Source organism: Ignatzschineria sp. 22MB058224, from assembly GCF_058188435.1.
The window spans coordinates 931897-945264 of the sequence record NZ_CP187366.1 but is presented as its reverse complement, the minus strand read 5'-3'; the positions used below and the strand labels follow the sequence as shown (position 1 = coordinate 945264).

The following is a 13368-nucleotide window of genomic DNA, read 5'->3' as shown; positions in this document are numbered from 1 at the left end:
GCGGAGGTTGGTAGTAATATCATCCTCCGTTTATTATATCTAATGAAAAATAGTCAAGGTTTTATGATGGTTTTAAAAGAAAATTACCCATTAGTAACACTCAATACATTTGGGGTTGATGTTGTAAGTCGCTATTTTGTAACATTGGATAATATTAAGTCGCTTACACAAATGAATGATTTACCAACGCCGCACTTATTTTTAGGAGGAGGAAGTAACATTCTATTTACAGAAAATTTTGTGGGTACGGTAGTTCATAATCGATTAAAAGGTATGATGATTCTTGCAGAAAATGATCATACTGTATTGATAAAAGCTATGGCGGGTGAGGTTTGGCATGATTTTGTGTGCCAAATGAGTAGGTGTGGTTATTATGGACTTGAATATTTAGCGCTTATTCCAGGAAGTGTTGGTGCGGCCCCTGTACAAAATATTGGTGCTTATGGAATGGAGATTAAGCAGTATATTGAGCAGGTTGAAGTTTATGATATAGCGGCTGAAAAAGTAGTCTATTTTACTAATGAAATGTGTAATTTTGGTTATAGGCATAGCTTTTTCAAGGAAAATGCAAATCGCTATCTAATACTTTCGGTGACTTTTAATCTTTCTAAAGTGCCAAATATCACCGTGACTTATAAAGCGCTTAAAGATTATTTTGTCGCGAAAGGTCGGGATATTGACAGACTTTCTCCAAGTGATATTTTAGCTGCTGTGGTGGATATTCGTTCTCAGAAATTGCCTGATCCCAAAATCCTGGGGAACTCGGGAAGTTTTTTTAAAAATCCTATTGTCTTAAAGGAGAAGGCAGAACAGCTAAAACACCAACATCCCAATTTAGTGACTTACCCTTTTTCTGAAAATCGTGTCAAGTTAGCGGCTGGACAATTGATTGATCTTGCCGGGCTGAAAGGGGTGCGCGAAGGTAATGTTGGAATGCATATTAATCAGGCGTTAGTATTAGTAAATTATGGTGGGGCAACGGGTGGTGAGTTATGGAATTATGCCCAAAAAGTACAATCAATTGTGCAATCAAAATTTGCAATTGATTTAGAGCCGGAACCATTAATCTTGTAATTTTTGCTCATTTTTAGGGTATAATGGCACAGAATTTGTTCATTAATATAGGATTGAATAATGAAATATCATTTTAAGAAAATATTTCTGTTTAGTTTTTTTGTGGCGATAATGTCGCTGTTTCAACAAGTAAATGCACAAGAGGATCCAGTAAGTGTTATTAAAAATACTTCTGATCAATTATTTGCAACTTTGAAAAAAGAGAAGGTCGTTCTTAAAAAAGACCCTAATAAAGTTTATGGTATTGTTGAGAAAATCTTAGTCCCACGTTTTGATTTTGGAACCATTTCCCAATGGGTTATGGGGCGATCATGGCGCAATGCGACACCTGTTCAAAGAGAGCAGTTTACAGCGGAATTTAAAAAACTATTAATCAATACTTACGCTGGTGTTTTATTAGATTATAGTGATGAAGTACTCAATGTGTTGCCACTTCCACCGAGTGCAGTGAAAGGCGATGAAGTAACAGTACGCTCTGAAATTATCTCTAAAGATCGTCCACCAATTGCAATTAACTATTCGATGATTAAATCGGGAACACGTTGGATGGTGTACGATGTTTCGGTAGAAGGTGTAAGTATTGTTGCCAACTATCGTTCTGAAATTCGTGAGTTAGTGAGTAGAAATGGTGTTGATGGAATGATCAATACTTTGAAGAGTAAAAATCAGTAATTTTTTAGTTAAAAAAGTATCATCGGTTAGGATTAATTTAATGACTGATGATTCTCCCTTAAGAATAAAGTAGATAGGGATATATGCAAAACCATAATTGTGTATCAATTGATAAAGCGAGCAAAACTTACTATTTAGAAGGGGTATATGATAAATTCACTATTCCTGAGCATTGGAAAGTTATTAAACCGCTTTTGAAAACAATGATTCCAGATCATATCTCGTTAGAACGTCTAGTGGAGTGTGATAGTGCATTAATTGCGCTTTTGGTGGAAATTAAACGTGAAAATAGAGCTCTAAAGATCCATAAATTTCCAGAAAATCTTGAAAAATTGCTCGATCTATATCAAGTGAAATTACTTTTTCTTTAGGTTTGTGCAAATAGTAATCGATTTGTTGACTCAGTAAATCTACAAGCTATAATACCTATCTTCACTTAGCGGGAATAGCTCAGTTGGTAGAGCACGACCTTGCCAAGGTCGGGGTCGCGAGTTCGAGTCTCGTTTCCCGCTCCAAATTAAGGCTGGATAGCAAAATGGTTATGCAGCGGATTGCAAATCCGTAGACGCCAGTTCGATTCTGGCTCCAGCCTCCAAATTATGGCCTTTTTATGGTGGCCTGTATTGGTTTCCTAACAATGAACTATTGTGAACCGTGTCAGGTCCGGAAGGAAGCAGCACTAGCAAGACTTTCATGTGTTATGGGTCGGCTAATACGGGTCATCTCCATACTTAAAATCCCATCATCTTAACAAATGGAATAAGTGATATCCATGACTCAGCAAGTTCTTGCATTAAAATGGCGTCCTCGAACCTTTAATGAAGTCATTGGGCAACCCCATGTGGTTAAGGCGCTTTCGAATGGGTTAGATAATAATCGTCTCCATCACGCATTTTTATTTACTGGTACTAGAGGTGTCGGTAAAACTACACTTGCACGTATTTTTGCAAAGTCCTTAAACTGTGAGCAGGGCATCTCGTCACAGCCTTGTGGTGAGTGTTCTATCTGCAAGGAGGTTGATGCTGGGCGATTTGTTGATTTGATTGAGATTGATGCAGCATCTCGTACACGAGTGGAAGATACTCGAGAAATCCTCGACAATGTTCAATATGCCCCAACGAGAGGCCGATATAAGATCTATCTAATCGATGAAGTGCATATGTTATCTAACAGTAGCTTTAATGCACTACTTAAAACGTTAGAAGAGCCCCCTGAGCATGTTAAATTTCTACTTGCAACAACAGATCCGCAAAAGCTACCGGTTACAGTGCTTTCGCGTTGCTTGCGCTTTCAATTAAAACGTATTTCTGATCAAGATATTTCTCAACAACTAGTGCATATCTTAGAGACAGAAAAAATCCCCTTTGAACTTGAAGCATTAAAGCTTATAGCGCATGCAGGTGACGGTAGTATGCGAGATTCTTTATCGTTACTTGATCAAGCAATTGCTTATAGTGGACAAAATGTAAATTATGCTCAAACTCATGAAATGTTGGGTTTAATAGATACGCAATACTTAGAACATCTACTAGAAGCGCTCGCTAGTAAAAATACGCATAATGTAATTGAAACATTCAAAAGTATTCAATCCAATGGAATAGATTATTCACGTTTTTTAGAGGCGTTGATTGATGCATTTCATCGTTTGGCAATGTTGCAATTAGCACCAGATTTTGCAGTTAGTGAATCCATTGCTTTTCAAAAATTAGCAATGCTGTTTACAGCTGAAGATCTGCAACTTTTTTATCAAGTGGCACTGAATGGTCGTAAAGATCTACAAAATCATCCTAATGCTGAGGTTGGTTTTGAAATGACATTATTACGAATGGTTTTATTTTCACCCACAGCGCCCTTGTCATTAGAATCAGACGATAATTTTTCATCGAAATCAGTTGTATCATCCTTCTCGACAGAAATAGCACCAAGTTTTGTAGAAATTGATCAACAGAGTATTGAAAAAAAAAATGAGGTAATACCGCCCGAGATTGAAATATCTCAATTTGAGTCTGAACCCGTAGTATCTGATGATATGCCTTTGTCGACGAAGGATGAGAGTGAATTACAAAGTAACGCTGTTGTAGATCATCTAGCTCCCTCAGGTAGTAATGAAAAGGTGGTTGTGTCGGAAATTCTTCCAGAACCTGATTTAACAGAGGAATTACAGGTTAGTGAGCAGCTAGATACAGCTGTTCCATGGATAGTCGATGAAGTCATTAGTAATGCTGATGAGCGTTTAGAGACGTTTGTTGTAGAGCCTCATATTACGGATGATGGATATGATAGAACAAGTAATGTAGCAGGAAATGCACGATCAGGTCAGAGCCAATACCGTTCGGAGGCTCTATCACTTGAAGAGACATCTATCGGTTTTGAATGCACTGAAAATAGTAATTTTAAAAATAATGCTGCATCTGAAGGAAAAGAGATTAGCAGGCAGTCTGAGGTTAATACCCCAGAAAATTGTTATGCCAGAGAACAGATCGAGAGGAAGGAAGATTCGTCCCTGTCCTCGAAAGAATTAGATTTTGAAAGTTCATTGAGCCCAGATTTTATTTCATCATTGACAAGTTTGATTGAAAATCAAGATCGTGTAGAGAATAGTTTCAATGAAACTCGAAGAGACTTAAATCGTGAGACTGATAATATCTCTCAGGGGTTATTTGAACAAGATATATCTGCGTTGAATGATGAGAATGAAAGCTCAGTCACGGATGAGTCATCGAATACAGGTCTTCCGGAGATAAAAGTATTAGCAGATTCTCATCCTATTTCACTGACTAATAATGAAGAGTGGTTAGCATTGGTTTCTGGTCTTTCGTTAGAGAGTGTTCTATCTGGTATTGCGCATAGTCTTGTTTTTAAAAGCTTTGATGATCAACAGCTTGTGCTTGAGCGCCCATTATCTGTTCAAGATTTCAGAATCGATGAAGCGGAAACGCGTTTAGCTATGGCAATATCCGCAAAACTTGAAACAAAAATTCATTGTCGGATTGAATATGTTGAAGCGCTCTCAGACGAGAGTTTGCATGATCGAACAGAAAGATTGGATGAAGAGCGACAGGAAGAAGCCGCTCAAGCTTTTAGAGATGATGAAGTTGTACAATATTTAGAGAATTCATTTGGGGCAGTTTTACTTGAGAAAACTTTGAAACCTCGAGAAGGTTAGATTAAACTATTTTAGTTAAATGTTTTAAAATTATTCATAAATGACATAGAGTCATTACATTATTACGAAGGAGACCTTATAAATGTTTAAAGGTGGAATCGCTGGGATGATGCAAAAAGCCCAGAAAATGCAAAAAGAGATGGAAAAGGCACAAGAAGCACTAGGTGATGTGAATGTGGTTGGTGAATCGGGTGCAGGCCTTGTGAAGATTGAAATGAGTTGCCGCCATGTTGTTCGTTCAATCCGTATTGATGATTCATTAATGTCTGATGATAAAGAGATGTTAGAAGATCTTTTGGGTGCTGCGTTTAATGATGCATTAACAAAAGTAGAAAAAACATCTGCAGAGAGAATGGCTGAAGTCACTGGTGGTCTTGGATTACCCGCTGGTATGAAGATTCCTGGTTTCTAAGGAATTAAAAAGACTATGTATCCAAAATCCTTACAAAATGTGGTTGACGCTTTGCGCATCCTTCCGGGGGTTGGTCAAAAAAGCGCTCTTCGTATGGCGCTTTTCTTGATTGAGCGTAACCCGAAAGGTGCAGAGCGTATTAGTCAATCATTAACTCACGCATTACAAACTATTCAGAAATGTGAGGTTTGTCGTAACTTAACGGATAGTGCTATTTGTGAGGATTGCCAAGATAAATCACGGGATGACGCGCTACTTTGTATTGTTGAAAATCCTGTTGATGTATTTGCTCTTCAACAAAATGTCACTTATAAAGGTCGATATTTTGTGCTTTTTGGACGATTATCGCCATTAGATGGTATAGGCCCTGAAGAGTTAGGATTAGATCTCCTTGAATCTCGCTTTCAGTTAGGGTTGATTAAAGAGGTTATTTTGGCAACTAATTCCACTGTTGAAGGGGAAGCGACAGCACATTATATTGCCGAAATGGCAAAACAATATAATATTGAGGTTAGTCGCATTGCCCACGGTATTCCATTAGGTGGGGAATTAGAGTATTTAGATGGTGGCACTCTATCCCATGCTTTTTCAGCGCGAAAAAGTTATTAGGAGGTTAAATGAGTACAATTTTTAGTAAAATTATTCGTAAAGAGATTCCAGCAAAAATCGTTTATGAAGATGCAGATGTATTAGCATTTGAAGATGTTGCGCCGCAAGCACCGGTACATATTTTAGTGATCCCAAAAAAAGAGATCCCAACGCTTAACGATCTTCAAGAAGAGGATGCTGCATTGATGGGAAAACTCTTTTTAGCAGCCCAAAAAATTGCGAAAGAGCAAGGATTTGCAGAAGATGGTTACCGTACAATTTTCAATTGTAATGAAGATGGTGGGCAAACAGTAAATCATATCCATCTTCATCTTTTAGCTGGTCGTAAACTAACATGGCCGCCAGGTTAGTCATTAGTCACAAGTTTTATATTTTAAAACCTAAATCGTTTTTTCGGTTTAGGTTTTTTTATTGTTATTGAGTTTTAGGGATTGCGTCTTGTAGAACATTGGACCAAGAAAAAAGCTATCGACTAAGGATAGCTTTTCTAAAATATTTGAAATGATAACTAATATCTATTTTAAGATTAGATATGTTGACGATTGAAGAGTTCTAATGAGTTTATGATCTCTTGCTCAGCGGCTTTTTTATCGCCATATCCTGCAAGTTTAACCCATTTGCCTTTTTCTAAACCCTTATAGTTTTGGAAGAAAAATTCAATTTGATCTACTAATAATTTTGGAAGATCGCTTAGCTCTTGGATTTCATCATACATTGGGCAAAGTTTGCTCACAGGAACTGCTACTAATTTTGCATCGCCGCCAGATTCATCTGTCATATTAAGAACGCCAAGTGGACGACAACGAACGACTGAACCATGAATAAGTGGGAATGGAGTAATTACTAAGACGTCTAACGGATCGCCATCATCACAAAGCGTATTAGGAATAAAACCATAGTTTGCAGGATAACGCATATTGGTCCCTACAAAACGATCAACCCAGATAAGGTCTGTATCGTGATCAACTTCATATTTCACAGGATCTGATTGCGCAGGAATTTCAATTACGCAGTTAAAATCTTCTGTGATTTTTGCTAAATCATTTGCCGCAGGCACTTTCGAATAGCTCATAATTTCGCCTCTTTATAAATTTATTGAATGAAACACTTTTAATCAGTGTTTTAGAAATAGAGATAAATAGATTTTCAATTATACATATTTTATATTCTAATCGTATTTTAACTGCAAAAAGTACGCAATTTTGATAGGATTATACGAATAGTCAATTAGGGGAAAACGCATGGAATTTAGATGGATTAAAGGGGAAAACTCCCCAATTTTCACAGATGCACTTTTTGTACGTGATGAAGTATTCACAAAAGAGCAAGGTTTTCCCGCTGAGATTGATCATGATGCACTTGATAAGGATTCTTGGCAATTAGTACTCTATGATGAATCCACTAAACCAATCGGCACATTACGTTTTTTTATCAATAGTGGTGGTGAATACCAGATTGGGCGAGTGGCGATTCTACAAAATCAACGAGGAAAAAAGTTCGGCGCATTCATGTTGAAAGAAGCACTGAAAAAATGTGCCGTGCTTGCCGAGAGTGATCGCGTGATATTACACGCACAAGTTGCCTCAAAAGGCTTTTATGAAATGTATGGTTTTAAATCAGAAGGCGATGTGTTTCTAGAAGATGGCGAACCACATATTTTGATGACTCGTCGGTTAGAGCTTGGGAAAATTTCGGCACAATTACTCCAAAAATCTAATAAAATTCTGTTTATTGCTCATCTTGCAATTGGTGATTTTACCTATCTTCAAAATGGTTTTAGAGCTTTTAAAGAAGCATATCCTCATTTAGATATCGATCTTTTTATTGAAGATGTCCGTTGCACCGATAATCCTGATAAATGGCCCCATCTTAAAAAATATGCGCTCTATGATTGGGTAGAAAAATGTGATTTCTTTCATAAGATCTATCGTGAGAATTATTCACCAGCTATGCGTTTAGAGTCGATCTTAGAAGCCAAGCGTGAAAACTACCCCATTGTTATCTCTATTGAAACATTAGCCTCACTAAATGGTGCAGGGCTTGCGCATGATATCGCTGGGCCAGATGGTTTTGCTATGGGAATGGATATTGAATTTAAATGGTATCAATGGAAAAAACGTGCTGATTTACGATCATTAAATGCAATGATTAATGTGGTAACACCAAATGCCGGTAAAGATCGTCATATCAGCGATGATTACGCGTATTGGTTTGCACAGATTGGTGGTGTGATGCTTTTTAAAGAGGATCGTTATCCATTTGTTGAAATTCCCCAAGAGTGGCAAGTAAATGCCGAGAATAAATTACGAAATTGGGGTTGGCAAAAGGAACAGCCAGTTGTGTTTATTAATCATATTGCAAAAAATCCACGTCGATCATGGAAATTAGAGCAGGTGAAAGAATTAATAATACTGATGCAAGCCTTACCTAAATGGAAAGATACACTCTTTGTGATTAATGGTACACCAGAGATATACGCCGATATTGAAAAACTTATTGCTGATAATCAACTGAAGAATGCTCATGCATTTAGTGCGCTCGATAATTTTTTTGAGTTACCGGCAATGCTTGAGAAAAGTGATTTAATTATTTCCGTTGAAACAGCTGTGATGCATCTCGCTAATGCGGTGCATGTGCCTGTTATCGCTTTGATGCGGATCAAGACATTAGAGTGGGTTCCTTTGAATAAAGATCTTACGACGCTCATATTTACCCCAAAACGAGCGGATGTGATTGCGGATATTCCGGCAAGTAGAGTGATTGAAAATCTTCCACAATCACTTGATTAATTAATGAATAGGAATGCGATAGATGGTGGAAAAAGCCCCCCACAAACAAGCAATTTTATTATTACCGGGTTTTGTTGATTTTGAAAAAGTGCGTTCGCTTAATATTATTCATTGGGAGGATGCGCTTTTTATCGCTGTTGATAAAGGTATTTTAAAGATTTCCAATATGGAAAAACCTGTAGATTTATGGGTTGGTGATTTTGATTCAAGTGCCATGTATGAAATACCTGAATCATTTTATTTGCATAAAATCCCTTATCCAGAAGACAAAGATGAGATTGATACCGAATTAGCGATTCGGTTTGCGATTGCACATGGCGCTACGGAAATTATCCTTTTAGGCGGTATTGGGGGACGTTTAGATCATCAGATGGCGCTACTCTTTTTACCACTCCAATATCCTGAATGTCACTTTATACATACTGATGGCGAGCAAAATCTCTATTTTATTCGAGCGGGTGAATCATTGGTGATTACAACACAGTACGATAGTTTAGTAAGCATTATTGCTGTTCAAGAGCTGATAGGCTTAACAATTAAAGGAGTAAAATGGCCATTAACGAATTGTCATCTTCCTTTAGGACGTGGGTTAACTTATTCTAATCGTGCGCAAGCGAAAGAGATAGAAGTTTCCTTAGAAAAGGGCGCGTGTTGGTGTTATATTTCAGCCCCTGAATATAATCATTCTTTGTAGAAGAAATAGACAATATCTTTACCGTGTTTGAGTACCCAAAAATGGTTAAAAATGGTAGTCTTAATAGATTATTGACAATTTTGCAAAACATTATTGATAAACGTAAATAATAGGAACTTAGAGGATATGTGGCAGATTTATTATAACGGTGATTGTTCTAAATCACGTGCGGCAAAGGCATTTTTAGATGCGCATAATATTCAATATTCGCTTATTAATTATCTTGAAACACCTCTAACTATTGAAGAAATAGATCGACTCTTAGCAATGCTGGGTATTGGGATAGATGGGTTAGTCCGCACAAAAGAAGATGATTTTAAACGAATTGCATTGGAATGGTTTACTTGGTCACCAACACAGAAGAAAGAGTTTGTTATTCAAAATCCCATTGTGATCGAACGGCCCATTGTTATTTACAACCATTATGCGGTAATCGCGCGTCCCGATACGGTACCTATTGAGAAACTTCTCAAACTTGCTGGAGTATAATGAGAGATATTACAAATAGTAATGTCTCTTATCTAATTGTAATATATTGATATTTATCGTTTGAGGAGATCAAAATGAAAGGTCATCAATGTAACTGTGCAACGCGTTTTTTTATTGTAATTGGTGGACTATTGGCCGGATTGGCTGTTGTTATTGGTGCGTTTGGAGCACACGCGCTCAAAGCTTCATTGACTGAACGCGGTGTGGCAATCTGGGAAACAGGTGTGCAATATCAGATGTTCCATTCAGTTGCGCTGATTGCGGTAGGTATTTTGTTAATGCTTCTTAGCACTCAAAAGCTTTTACGCTTTGCGGGCCTCGCTTTTTTAATTGGGACAATTCTGTTTTCAGGCAGTCTCTATCTAATCGCTCTGTTAAAAATTACAAATTTAGGTTTAATCACCCCGATTGGCGGGCTATTTTTTATTGTTGGTTGGTTATTGTTGATATTTGCGGCAATCAAATCGACATCTCTTCGTAATGAGTAAAGGAAATCATATGAGTATTCATTCTGTATTATCAATTTCTCCATTAGATGGTCGCTATGCAAATCGTGTTCAAGCACTATCTGGTGAGGTGAGTGAGTATGGTTTAATTCGTTATCGTGTAATGGTTGAGATTAAGTGGTTAATTAAATTAGCAGAAGAATCACATTTTAAAGAGATTCCCTCATTTGATGCTGATGCTAAGAAATTCTTAATTTCGCTTTATGAAAACTTCTCACCAGAAGATGCTATGGCTGTGAAAGAGATTGAGAAATCAACAAATCACGATGTTAAAGCAGTTGAATACTGGATTAAAAATCAGGTAAAAAATAATGCAGCATTAGCGGCATCTTCAGAGTTTACCCATTTTACCTGCACATCAGAAGATATTAATAACCTCTCTTATGGTTTAATGTTTAAGAACACCATTAATGATGTGGTTCTTCCTCAATTGCAAGACGTTATAGGTTCAATGCGTGAGATGGCACATGAGTTTGCGGCGATTCCAATGCTCTCAAGAACACATGGTCAGCCAGCAACACCAACAACGCTAGGAAAAGAGGTTGCCAATGTTATCTATCGTTTAGAACGTCAAGTAAAACAACTCAAGAACCAAGAATTTCTTGGAAAGATCAATGGAGCAGTAGGGAATTATAATGCGCATCTAGTCGTTTATCCGGATTTCGATTGGCCTTCATTTGCCCAAGATTTCATTGAAAATGATCTTGGATTAACATTCACGCCGTATTCAACACAAATAGAGTGCCATGATTATATTGCGGAGTTTTCACATACCATGAGCCGTGTGAATACTATCCTCATCGATTGGTCTCGTGATGTTTGGAATTACATCAGTCACAACTTTTTTAAACAGCGAACAATTGCTGGCGAAGTTGGTTCTTCGACTATGCCGCATAAAGTGAATCCTATTGATTTTGAAAACGCTGAAGGAAACTTTGGTCTAGCCAACGCACTTTTTAGTCACTTTGCAGATAAACTTCCAATTTCAAGAATGCAACGAGATTTAAGTGACTCAACAGTTCTTCGGAGTGTGGGTTCTGCATTTGGTTATACTTTAATTGGTTTTAGCAGTCTTGCTAAAGGTCACGGAAAACTTGAAGTAAGTGCTGAAACCTTAGTCGCTGATCTTAATGCTAACGTTGAAGTGCTTGGTGAGGCTGTTCAGACTTTAATGCGCCGTGATGGAATTGCTAATCCATATGAGAAATTGAAAGATTTCACACGTGGAAAACGTATCACATTGGCACAAATGCGTGAATTTATTGATACGCTTGAACTTGCAGAGTCAGAAAAAGAAGCATTAAAAGCGCTTGAACCGGCGAATTATGTTGGGTTGGCAGAAAAGTTAGCAAAATCAATTTAAGATTATCTATTTTCTGATGGATTATGAATTATAATGCATTTATGTTGTTAATGTTATTTAGGTAGTCGATCCTGTAATTAGATGGTTAAATAGTGAATATCTCCAAGATTATGCGTAATCTTGGGGATTTTTATTGCGAATAAAATAATTAATAAGATCCAAAGGATTGGGGAAAATAGATGTTTGAGGTATTTATTCAGGGGATTTTGCTTTCGGCAGGATTAATTATTGCCATTGGTGCACAAAATGCCTACGTTTTAAAGCAAGGGGCTCTCAATAATCACGTATTTTGGGTTGCGACAGTCTGCTTTTTATGTGACTTTTTCTTAATGTCATTTGCGATATTGGGGGTTGGTAGATTTATTGCTCAAAATCCACTTTTTCAAAATATTTTAGCAGGATGTGGCATGCTCTATATTCTCTATTTTGCTATCCAATCATTTCGTGCATCGTTTGAAAATGGGCGATTAATGATTCAGGGGGATGCAAAAGCCTTAACACGCAAACAAGCCATCATTGGAGCATTAGCTATTACGCTTCTCAATCCTCATGTCTATCTTGATACGATTGTTATTATTGGTGGTATTGCTGCGACACTAGAAGATCAACATAAAGTTGCTTTTTTGTTAGGAGCATTAGCAGCATCTTGTATTTGGTTTTATAGCCTTGCTTTTTTTGTGGGTCAACTTGCTCCTATTTTAAGAAAACCATCAACTTGGCGGATTCTAAATTTCTTAATTGGTATCATGATGCTCTATATTGCATTTGAGCTCGCACTTTTTATGTGGAATTCAGTTACTTCTGGGTAGTTTGGAGCATCAAAAAAGCCCTCTTAGAAAGGGCTTTCTTTAATATTTGGCGTTTGAGTTTATCAATGCTGTCCTGAAGAGACATACTGTAATCCAACAACACCGACAATAATTGCAATTAGACTTAAAACACGTTTATAGTTTTTAGATTCATTGAATAGTACGATATTTAAGATTACTGCACCGGCAGTACCAATTCCGGTAAATACGGTGTATGCAATACTCATTTGTAAAAAGTTAAAGGATAGATAGAGTAGGGCGAATGATGCAAAAATCCCACCGTAATAAAACAAGCCATTAATAATATTACGTTTTTGGCTGTAAAGGCTTAATCCGAAAACTCCCAAAAGCTCAGCAATTGCGGCTAATGCAATAAATAACCATCCCATAAATGCAGTTGAGATAATCATGAGATTTTCTCCTCTACTTTTGTATTTACATCGAAGATATTAAGACCAATTACGCCGACTAAGATAATCGCCATAAAAAAGAGCATTTCGCCGGTAATAATTTCTTTAAAGAGAAAATAATCCATGAGAACAGTACCGACAGTACCACTTGCAGCAAATATTGCATATACGGTGCCCGTTGGAAGTCCTTCACAAGCTTTGGCTAGGAAGTTGAGATCTAATAATATAAAAATACCGATAATAATCCAATGCCACCAAGTTGATGCAATATTAAAACCATAGAGCCATATCAGTTCAAATGCTGAAGTGAGCACAACGTAAATCCACGCTTTATTCATTATAAAACCTATTTATTTTGAATGTAATGACAAGTTC

The 13368-nt window shown here is 37.2% G+C and carries 16 protein-coding genes, 2 tRNA genes and 1 other RNA gene; 16 read left to right on the top strand and 3 right to left on the bottom strand.

Annotated features, from left to right (window positions below):
* Positions 1 to 63: 63 nt before the first annotated feature.
* The 10 genes from murB (at position 64) to ACPF7B_RS03950 (ending at position 6283) form a co-directional block, all read left to right on the top strand.
* The gene (gene murB, locus ACPF7B_RS03995; protein WP_490506341.1) at positions 64 to 1074 is read left to right on the top strand and encodes a UDP-N-acetylmuramate dehydrogenase; all 1011 of its coding nucleotides are present in this window, start codon (positions 64 to 66) and stop codon (positions 1072 to 1074) included.
* A gap of 60 nt (positions 1075 to 1134) precedes the next feature.
* Positions 1135 to 1746: an MlaC/ttg2D family ABC transporter substrate-binding protein gene (locus ACPF7B_RS03990; RefSeq protein ID WP_490506340.1), complete on the top strand. Its 612-nt coding sequence runs from the start codon at positions 1135 to 1137 to the stop codon at positions 1744 to 1746.
* An 83-nt stretch (positions 1747 to 1829) separates the two neighbouring features.
* Positions 1830 to 2117, top strand: a complete 288-nt coding sequence (locus ACPF7B_RS03985; protein WP_490506339.1) for an STAS domain-containing protein — start codon at positions 1830 to 1832, stop codon at positions 2115 to 2117.
* Positions 2118 to 2185: 68 nt separating this feature from the next.
* A tRNA-Gly gene (locus tag ACPF7B_RS03980) sits at positions 2186 to 2261 on the top strand.
* Positions 2262 to 2267: 6 nt separating this feature from the next.
* Positions 2268 to 2341: transfer RNA gene (locus tag ACPF7B_RS03975), tRNA-Cys, on the top strand.
* 26 nt (positions 2342 to 2367) lie between these two features.
* Positions 2368 to 2464, top strand: an RNA gene (ffs, locus tag ACPF7B_RS03970) — signal recognition particle sRNA small type.
* A gap of 54 nt (positions 2465 to 2518) precedes the next feature.
* Positions 2519 to 4912, top strand: a complete 2394-nt coding sequence (dnaX, locus tag ACPF7B_RS03965; RefSeq protein ID WP_490506338.1) for a DNA polymerase III subunit gamma/tau — start codon at positions 2519 to 2521, stop codon at positions 4910 to 4912.
* An 82-nt stretch (positions 4913 to 4994) separates the two neighbouring features.
* On the top strand, positions 4995 to 5324 hold the full coding sequence (locus tag ACPF7B_RS03960; RefSeq protein WP_490506337.1) for a YbaB/EbfC family nucleoid-associated protein: 330 nt from the start codon (positions 4995 to 4997) through the stop codon (positions 5322 to 5324).
* 15 nt (positions 5325 to 5339) lie between these two features.
* A complete protein-coding gene (gene recR / locus ACPF7B_RS03955) occupies positions 5340 to 5933 on the top strand; it encodes a recombination mediator RecR (protein WP_490506336.1) in 594 nt (197 codons plus the stop codon).
* An 8-nt stretch (positions 5934 to 5941) separates the two neighbouring features.
* Positions 5942 to 6283 (top strand): histidine triad nucleotide-binding protein, encoded by a 342-nt coding sequence (locus tag ACPF7B_RS03950; RefSeq protein WP_490506335.1) that lies wholly within the window; start codon positions 5942 to 5944, stop codon positions 6281 to 6283.
* Positions 6284 to 6459: 176 nt separating this feature from the next.
* On the opposite strand, the gene ppa is transcribed toward ACPF7B_RS03950, so the two are convergent.
* Complete coding sequence (gene ppa / locus ACPF7B_RS03945) at positions 6460 to 7005, bottom strand: inorganic diphosphatase (protein WP_490506334.1); 546 nt, start codon at positions 7003 to 7005, stop codon at positions 6460 to 6462.
* A 169-nt stretch (positions 7006 to 7174) separates the two neighbouring features.
* On the opposite strand from ppa, the gene ACPF7B_RS03940 reads away from it, so the two are divergent.
* The 6 genes from ACPF7B_RS03940 to ACPF7B_RS03915 all read left to right on the top strand — a co-directional run bounded on the left by ACPF7B_RS03940 (position 7175) and on the right by ACPF7B_RS03915 (position 12583).
* On the top strand, positions 7175 to 8722 hold the full coding sequence (locus tag ACPF7B_RS03940; RefSeq protein ID WP_490506333.1) for a GNAT family N-acetyltransferase: 1548 nt from the start codon (positions 7175 to 7177) through the stop codon (positions 8720 to 8722).
* Positions 8723 to 8744: 22 nt separating this feature from the next.
* Positions 8745 to 9416, top strand: a complete 672-nt coding sequence (locus ACPF7B_RS03935) for a thiamine diphosphokinase (RefSeq protein WP_490506332.1) — start codon at positions 8745 to 8747, stop codon at positions 9414 to 9416.
* 126 nt (positions 9417 to 9542) lie between these two features.
* A complete protein-coding gene (locus ACPF7B_RS03930; RefSeq protein ID WP_490506331.1) occupies positions 9543 to 9905 on the top strand; it encodes an ArsC/Spx/MgsR family protein in 363 nt (120 codons plus the stop codon).
* 74 nt (positions 9906 to 9979) lie between these two features.
* A complete protein-coding gene (locus ACPF7B_RS03925) occupies positions 9980 to 10393 on the top strand; it encodes a DUF423 domain-containing protein (protein WP_490506330.1) in 414 nt (137 codons plus the stop codon).
* A 10-nt stretch (positions 10394 to 10403) separates the two neighbouring features.
* Positions 10404 to 11774, top strand: a complete 1371-nt coding sequence (gene purB / locus ACPF7B_RS03920; protein WP_490506329.1) for an adenylosuccinate lyase — start codon at positions 10404 to 10406, stop codon at positions 11772 to 11774.
* Between the two features lie 179 nt (positions 11775 to 11953).
* Positions 11954 to 12583: a LysE/ArgO family amino acid transporter gene (locus ACPF7B_RS03915; protein WP_490506328.1), complete on the top strand. Its 630-nt coding sequence runs from the start codon at positions 11954 to 11956 to the stop codon at positions 12581 to 12583.
* A gap of 62 nt (positions 12584 to 12645) precedes the next feature.
* Here the strand turns inward: ACPF7B_RS03915 and ACPF7B_RS03910 are convergent, their stop codons facing one another.
* Together ACPF7B_RS03910 and ACPF7B_RS03905 are read right to left on the bottom strand one after the other, a co-directional pair.
* Complete coding sequence (locus ACPF7B_RS03910) at positions 12646 to 12972, bottom strand: DMT family transporter (protein ID WP_490506493.1); 327 nt, start codon at positions 12970 to 12972, stop codon at positions 12646 to 12648.
* Between the two features lie 17 nt (positions 12973 to 12989).
* Positions 12990 to 13331, bottom strand: a complete 342-nt coding sequence (locus tag ACPF7B_RS03905; protein ID WP_490506327.1) for a DMT family transporter — start codon at positions 13329 to 13331, stop codon at positions 12990 to 12992.
* Positions 13332 to 13368 lie beyond the last annotated feature (37 nt).

Excerpts from the sequence above, each read along its gene's own strand:
- dnaX (WP_490506338.1), top strand. The coding sequence starts at position 2,519 with ATGACTCAGCAAGTTCTTGCATTAAAATGGCGTCCTCGAACCTTTAAT.
- recR (WP_490506336.1), top strand. The coding sequence starts at position 5,340 with ATGTATCCAAAATCCTTACAAAATGTGGTTGACGCTTTGCGCATCCTT.
- ACPF7B_RS03960 (WP_490506337.1), top strand. The coding sequence starts at position 4,995 with ATGTTTAAAGGTGGAATCGCTGGGATGATGCAAAAAGCCCAGAAAATG.
- ACPF7B_RS03905 (WP_490506327.1), bottom strand. The coding sequence starts at position 13,331 with ATGAATAAAGCGTGGATTTACGTTGTGCTCACTTCAGCATTTGAACTG.
- ACPF7B_RS03990 (WP_490506340.1), top strand. The coding sequence starts at position 1,135 with ATGAAATATCATTTTAAGAAAATATTTCTGTTTAGTTTTTTTGTGGCG.
- ACPF7B_RS03915 (WP_490506328.1), top strand. The coding sequence starts at position 11,954 with ATGTTTGAGGTATTTATTCAGGGGATTTTGCTTTCGGCAGGATTAATT.
- ACPF7B_RS03940 (WP_490506333.1), top strand. The coding sequence starts at position 7,175 with ATGGAATTTAGATGGATTAAAGGGGAAAACTCCCCAATTTTCACAGAT.
- ACPF7B_RS03930 (WP_490506331.1), top strand. The coding sequence starts at position 9,543 with ATGTGGCAGATTTATTATAACGGTGATTGTTCTAAATCACGTGCGGCA.
- ACPF7B_RS03950 (WP_490506335.1), top strand. The coding sequence starts at position 5,942 with ATGAGTACAATTTTTAGTAAAATTATTCGTAAAGAGATTCCAGCAAAA.
- purB (WP_490506329.1), top strand. The coding sequence starts at position 10,404 with ATGAGTATTCATTCTGTATTATCAATTTCTCCATTAGATGGTCGCTAT.
- ACPF7B_RS03935 (WP_490506332.1), top strand. The coding sequence starts at position 8,745 with ATGGTGGAAAAAGCCCCCCACAAACAAGCAATTTTATTATTACCGGGT.
- ACPF7B_RS03985 (WP_490506339.1), top strand. The coding sequence starts at position 1,830 with ATGCAAAACCATAATTGTGTATCAATTGATAAAGCGAGCAAAACTTAC.
- murB (WP_490506341.1), top strand. The coding sequence starts at position 64 with ATGATGGTTTTAAAAGAAAATTACCCATTAGTAACACTCAATACATTT.
- ACPF7B_RS03910 (WP_490506493.1), bottom strand. The coding sequence starts at position 12,972 with ATGGGATGGTTATTTATTGCATTAGCCGCAATTGCTGAGCTTTTGGGA.
- ppa (WP_490506334.1), bottom strand. The coding sequence starts at position 7,005 with ATGAGCTATTCGAAAGTGCCTGCGGCAAATGATTTAGCAAAAATCACA.
- ACPF7B_RS03925 (WP_490506330.1), top strand. The coding sequence starts at position 9,980 with ATGAAAGGTCATCAATGTAACTGTGCAACGCGTTTTTTTATTGTAATT.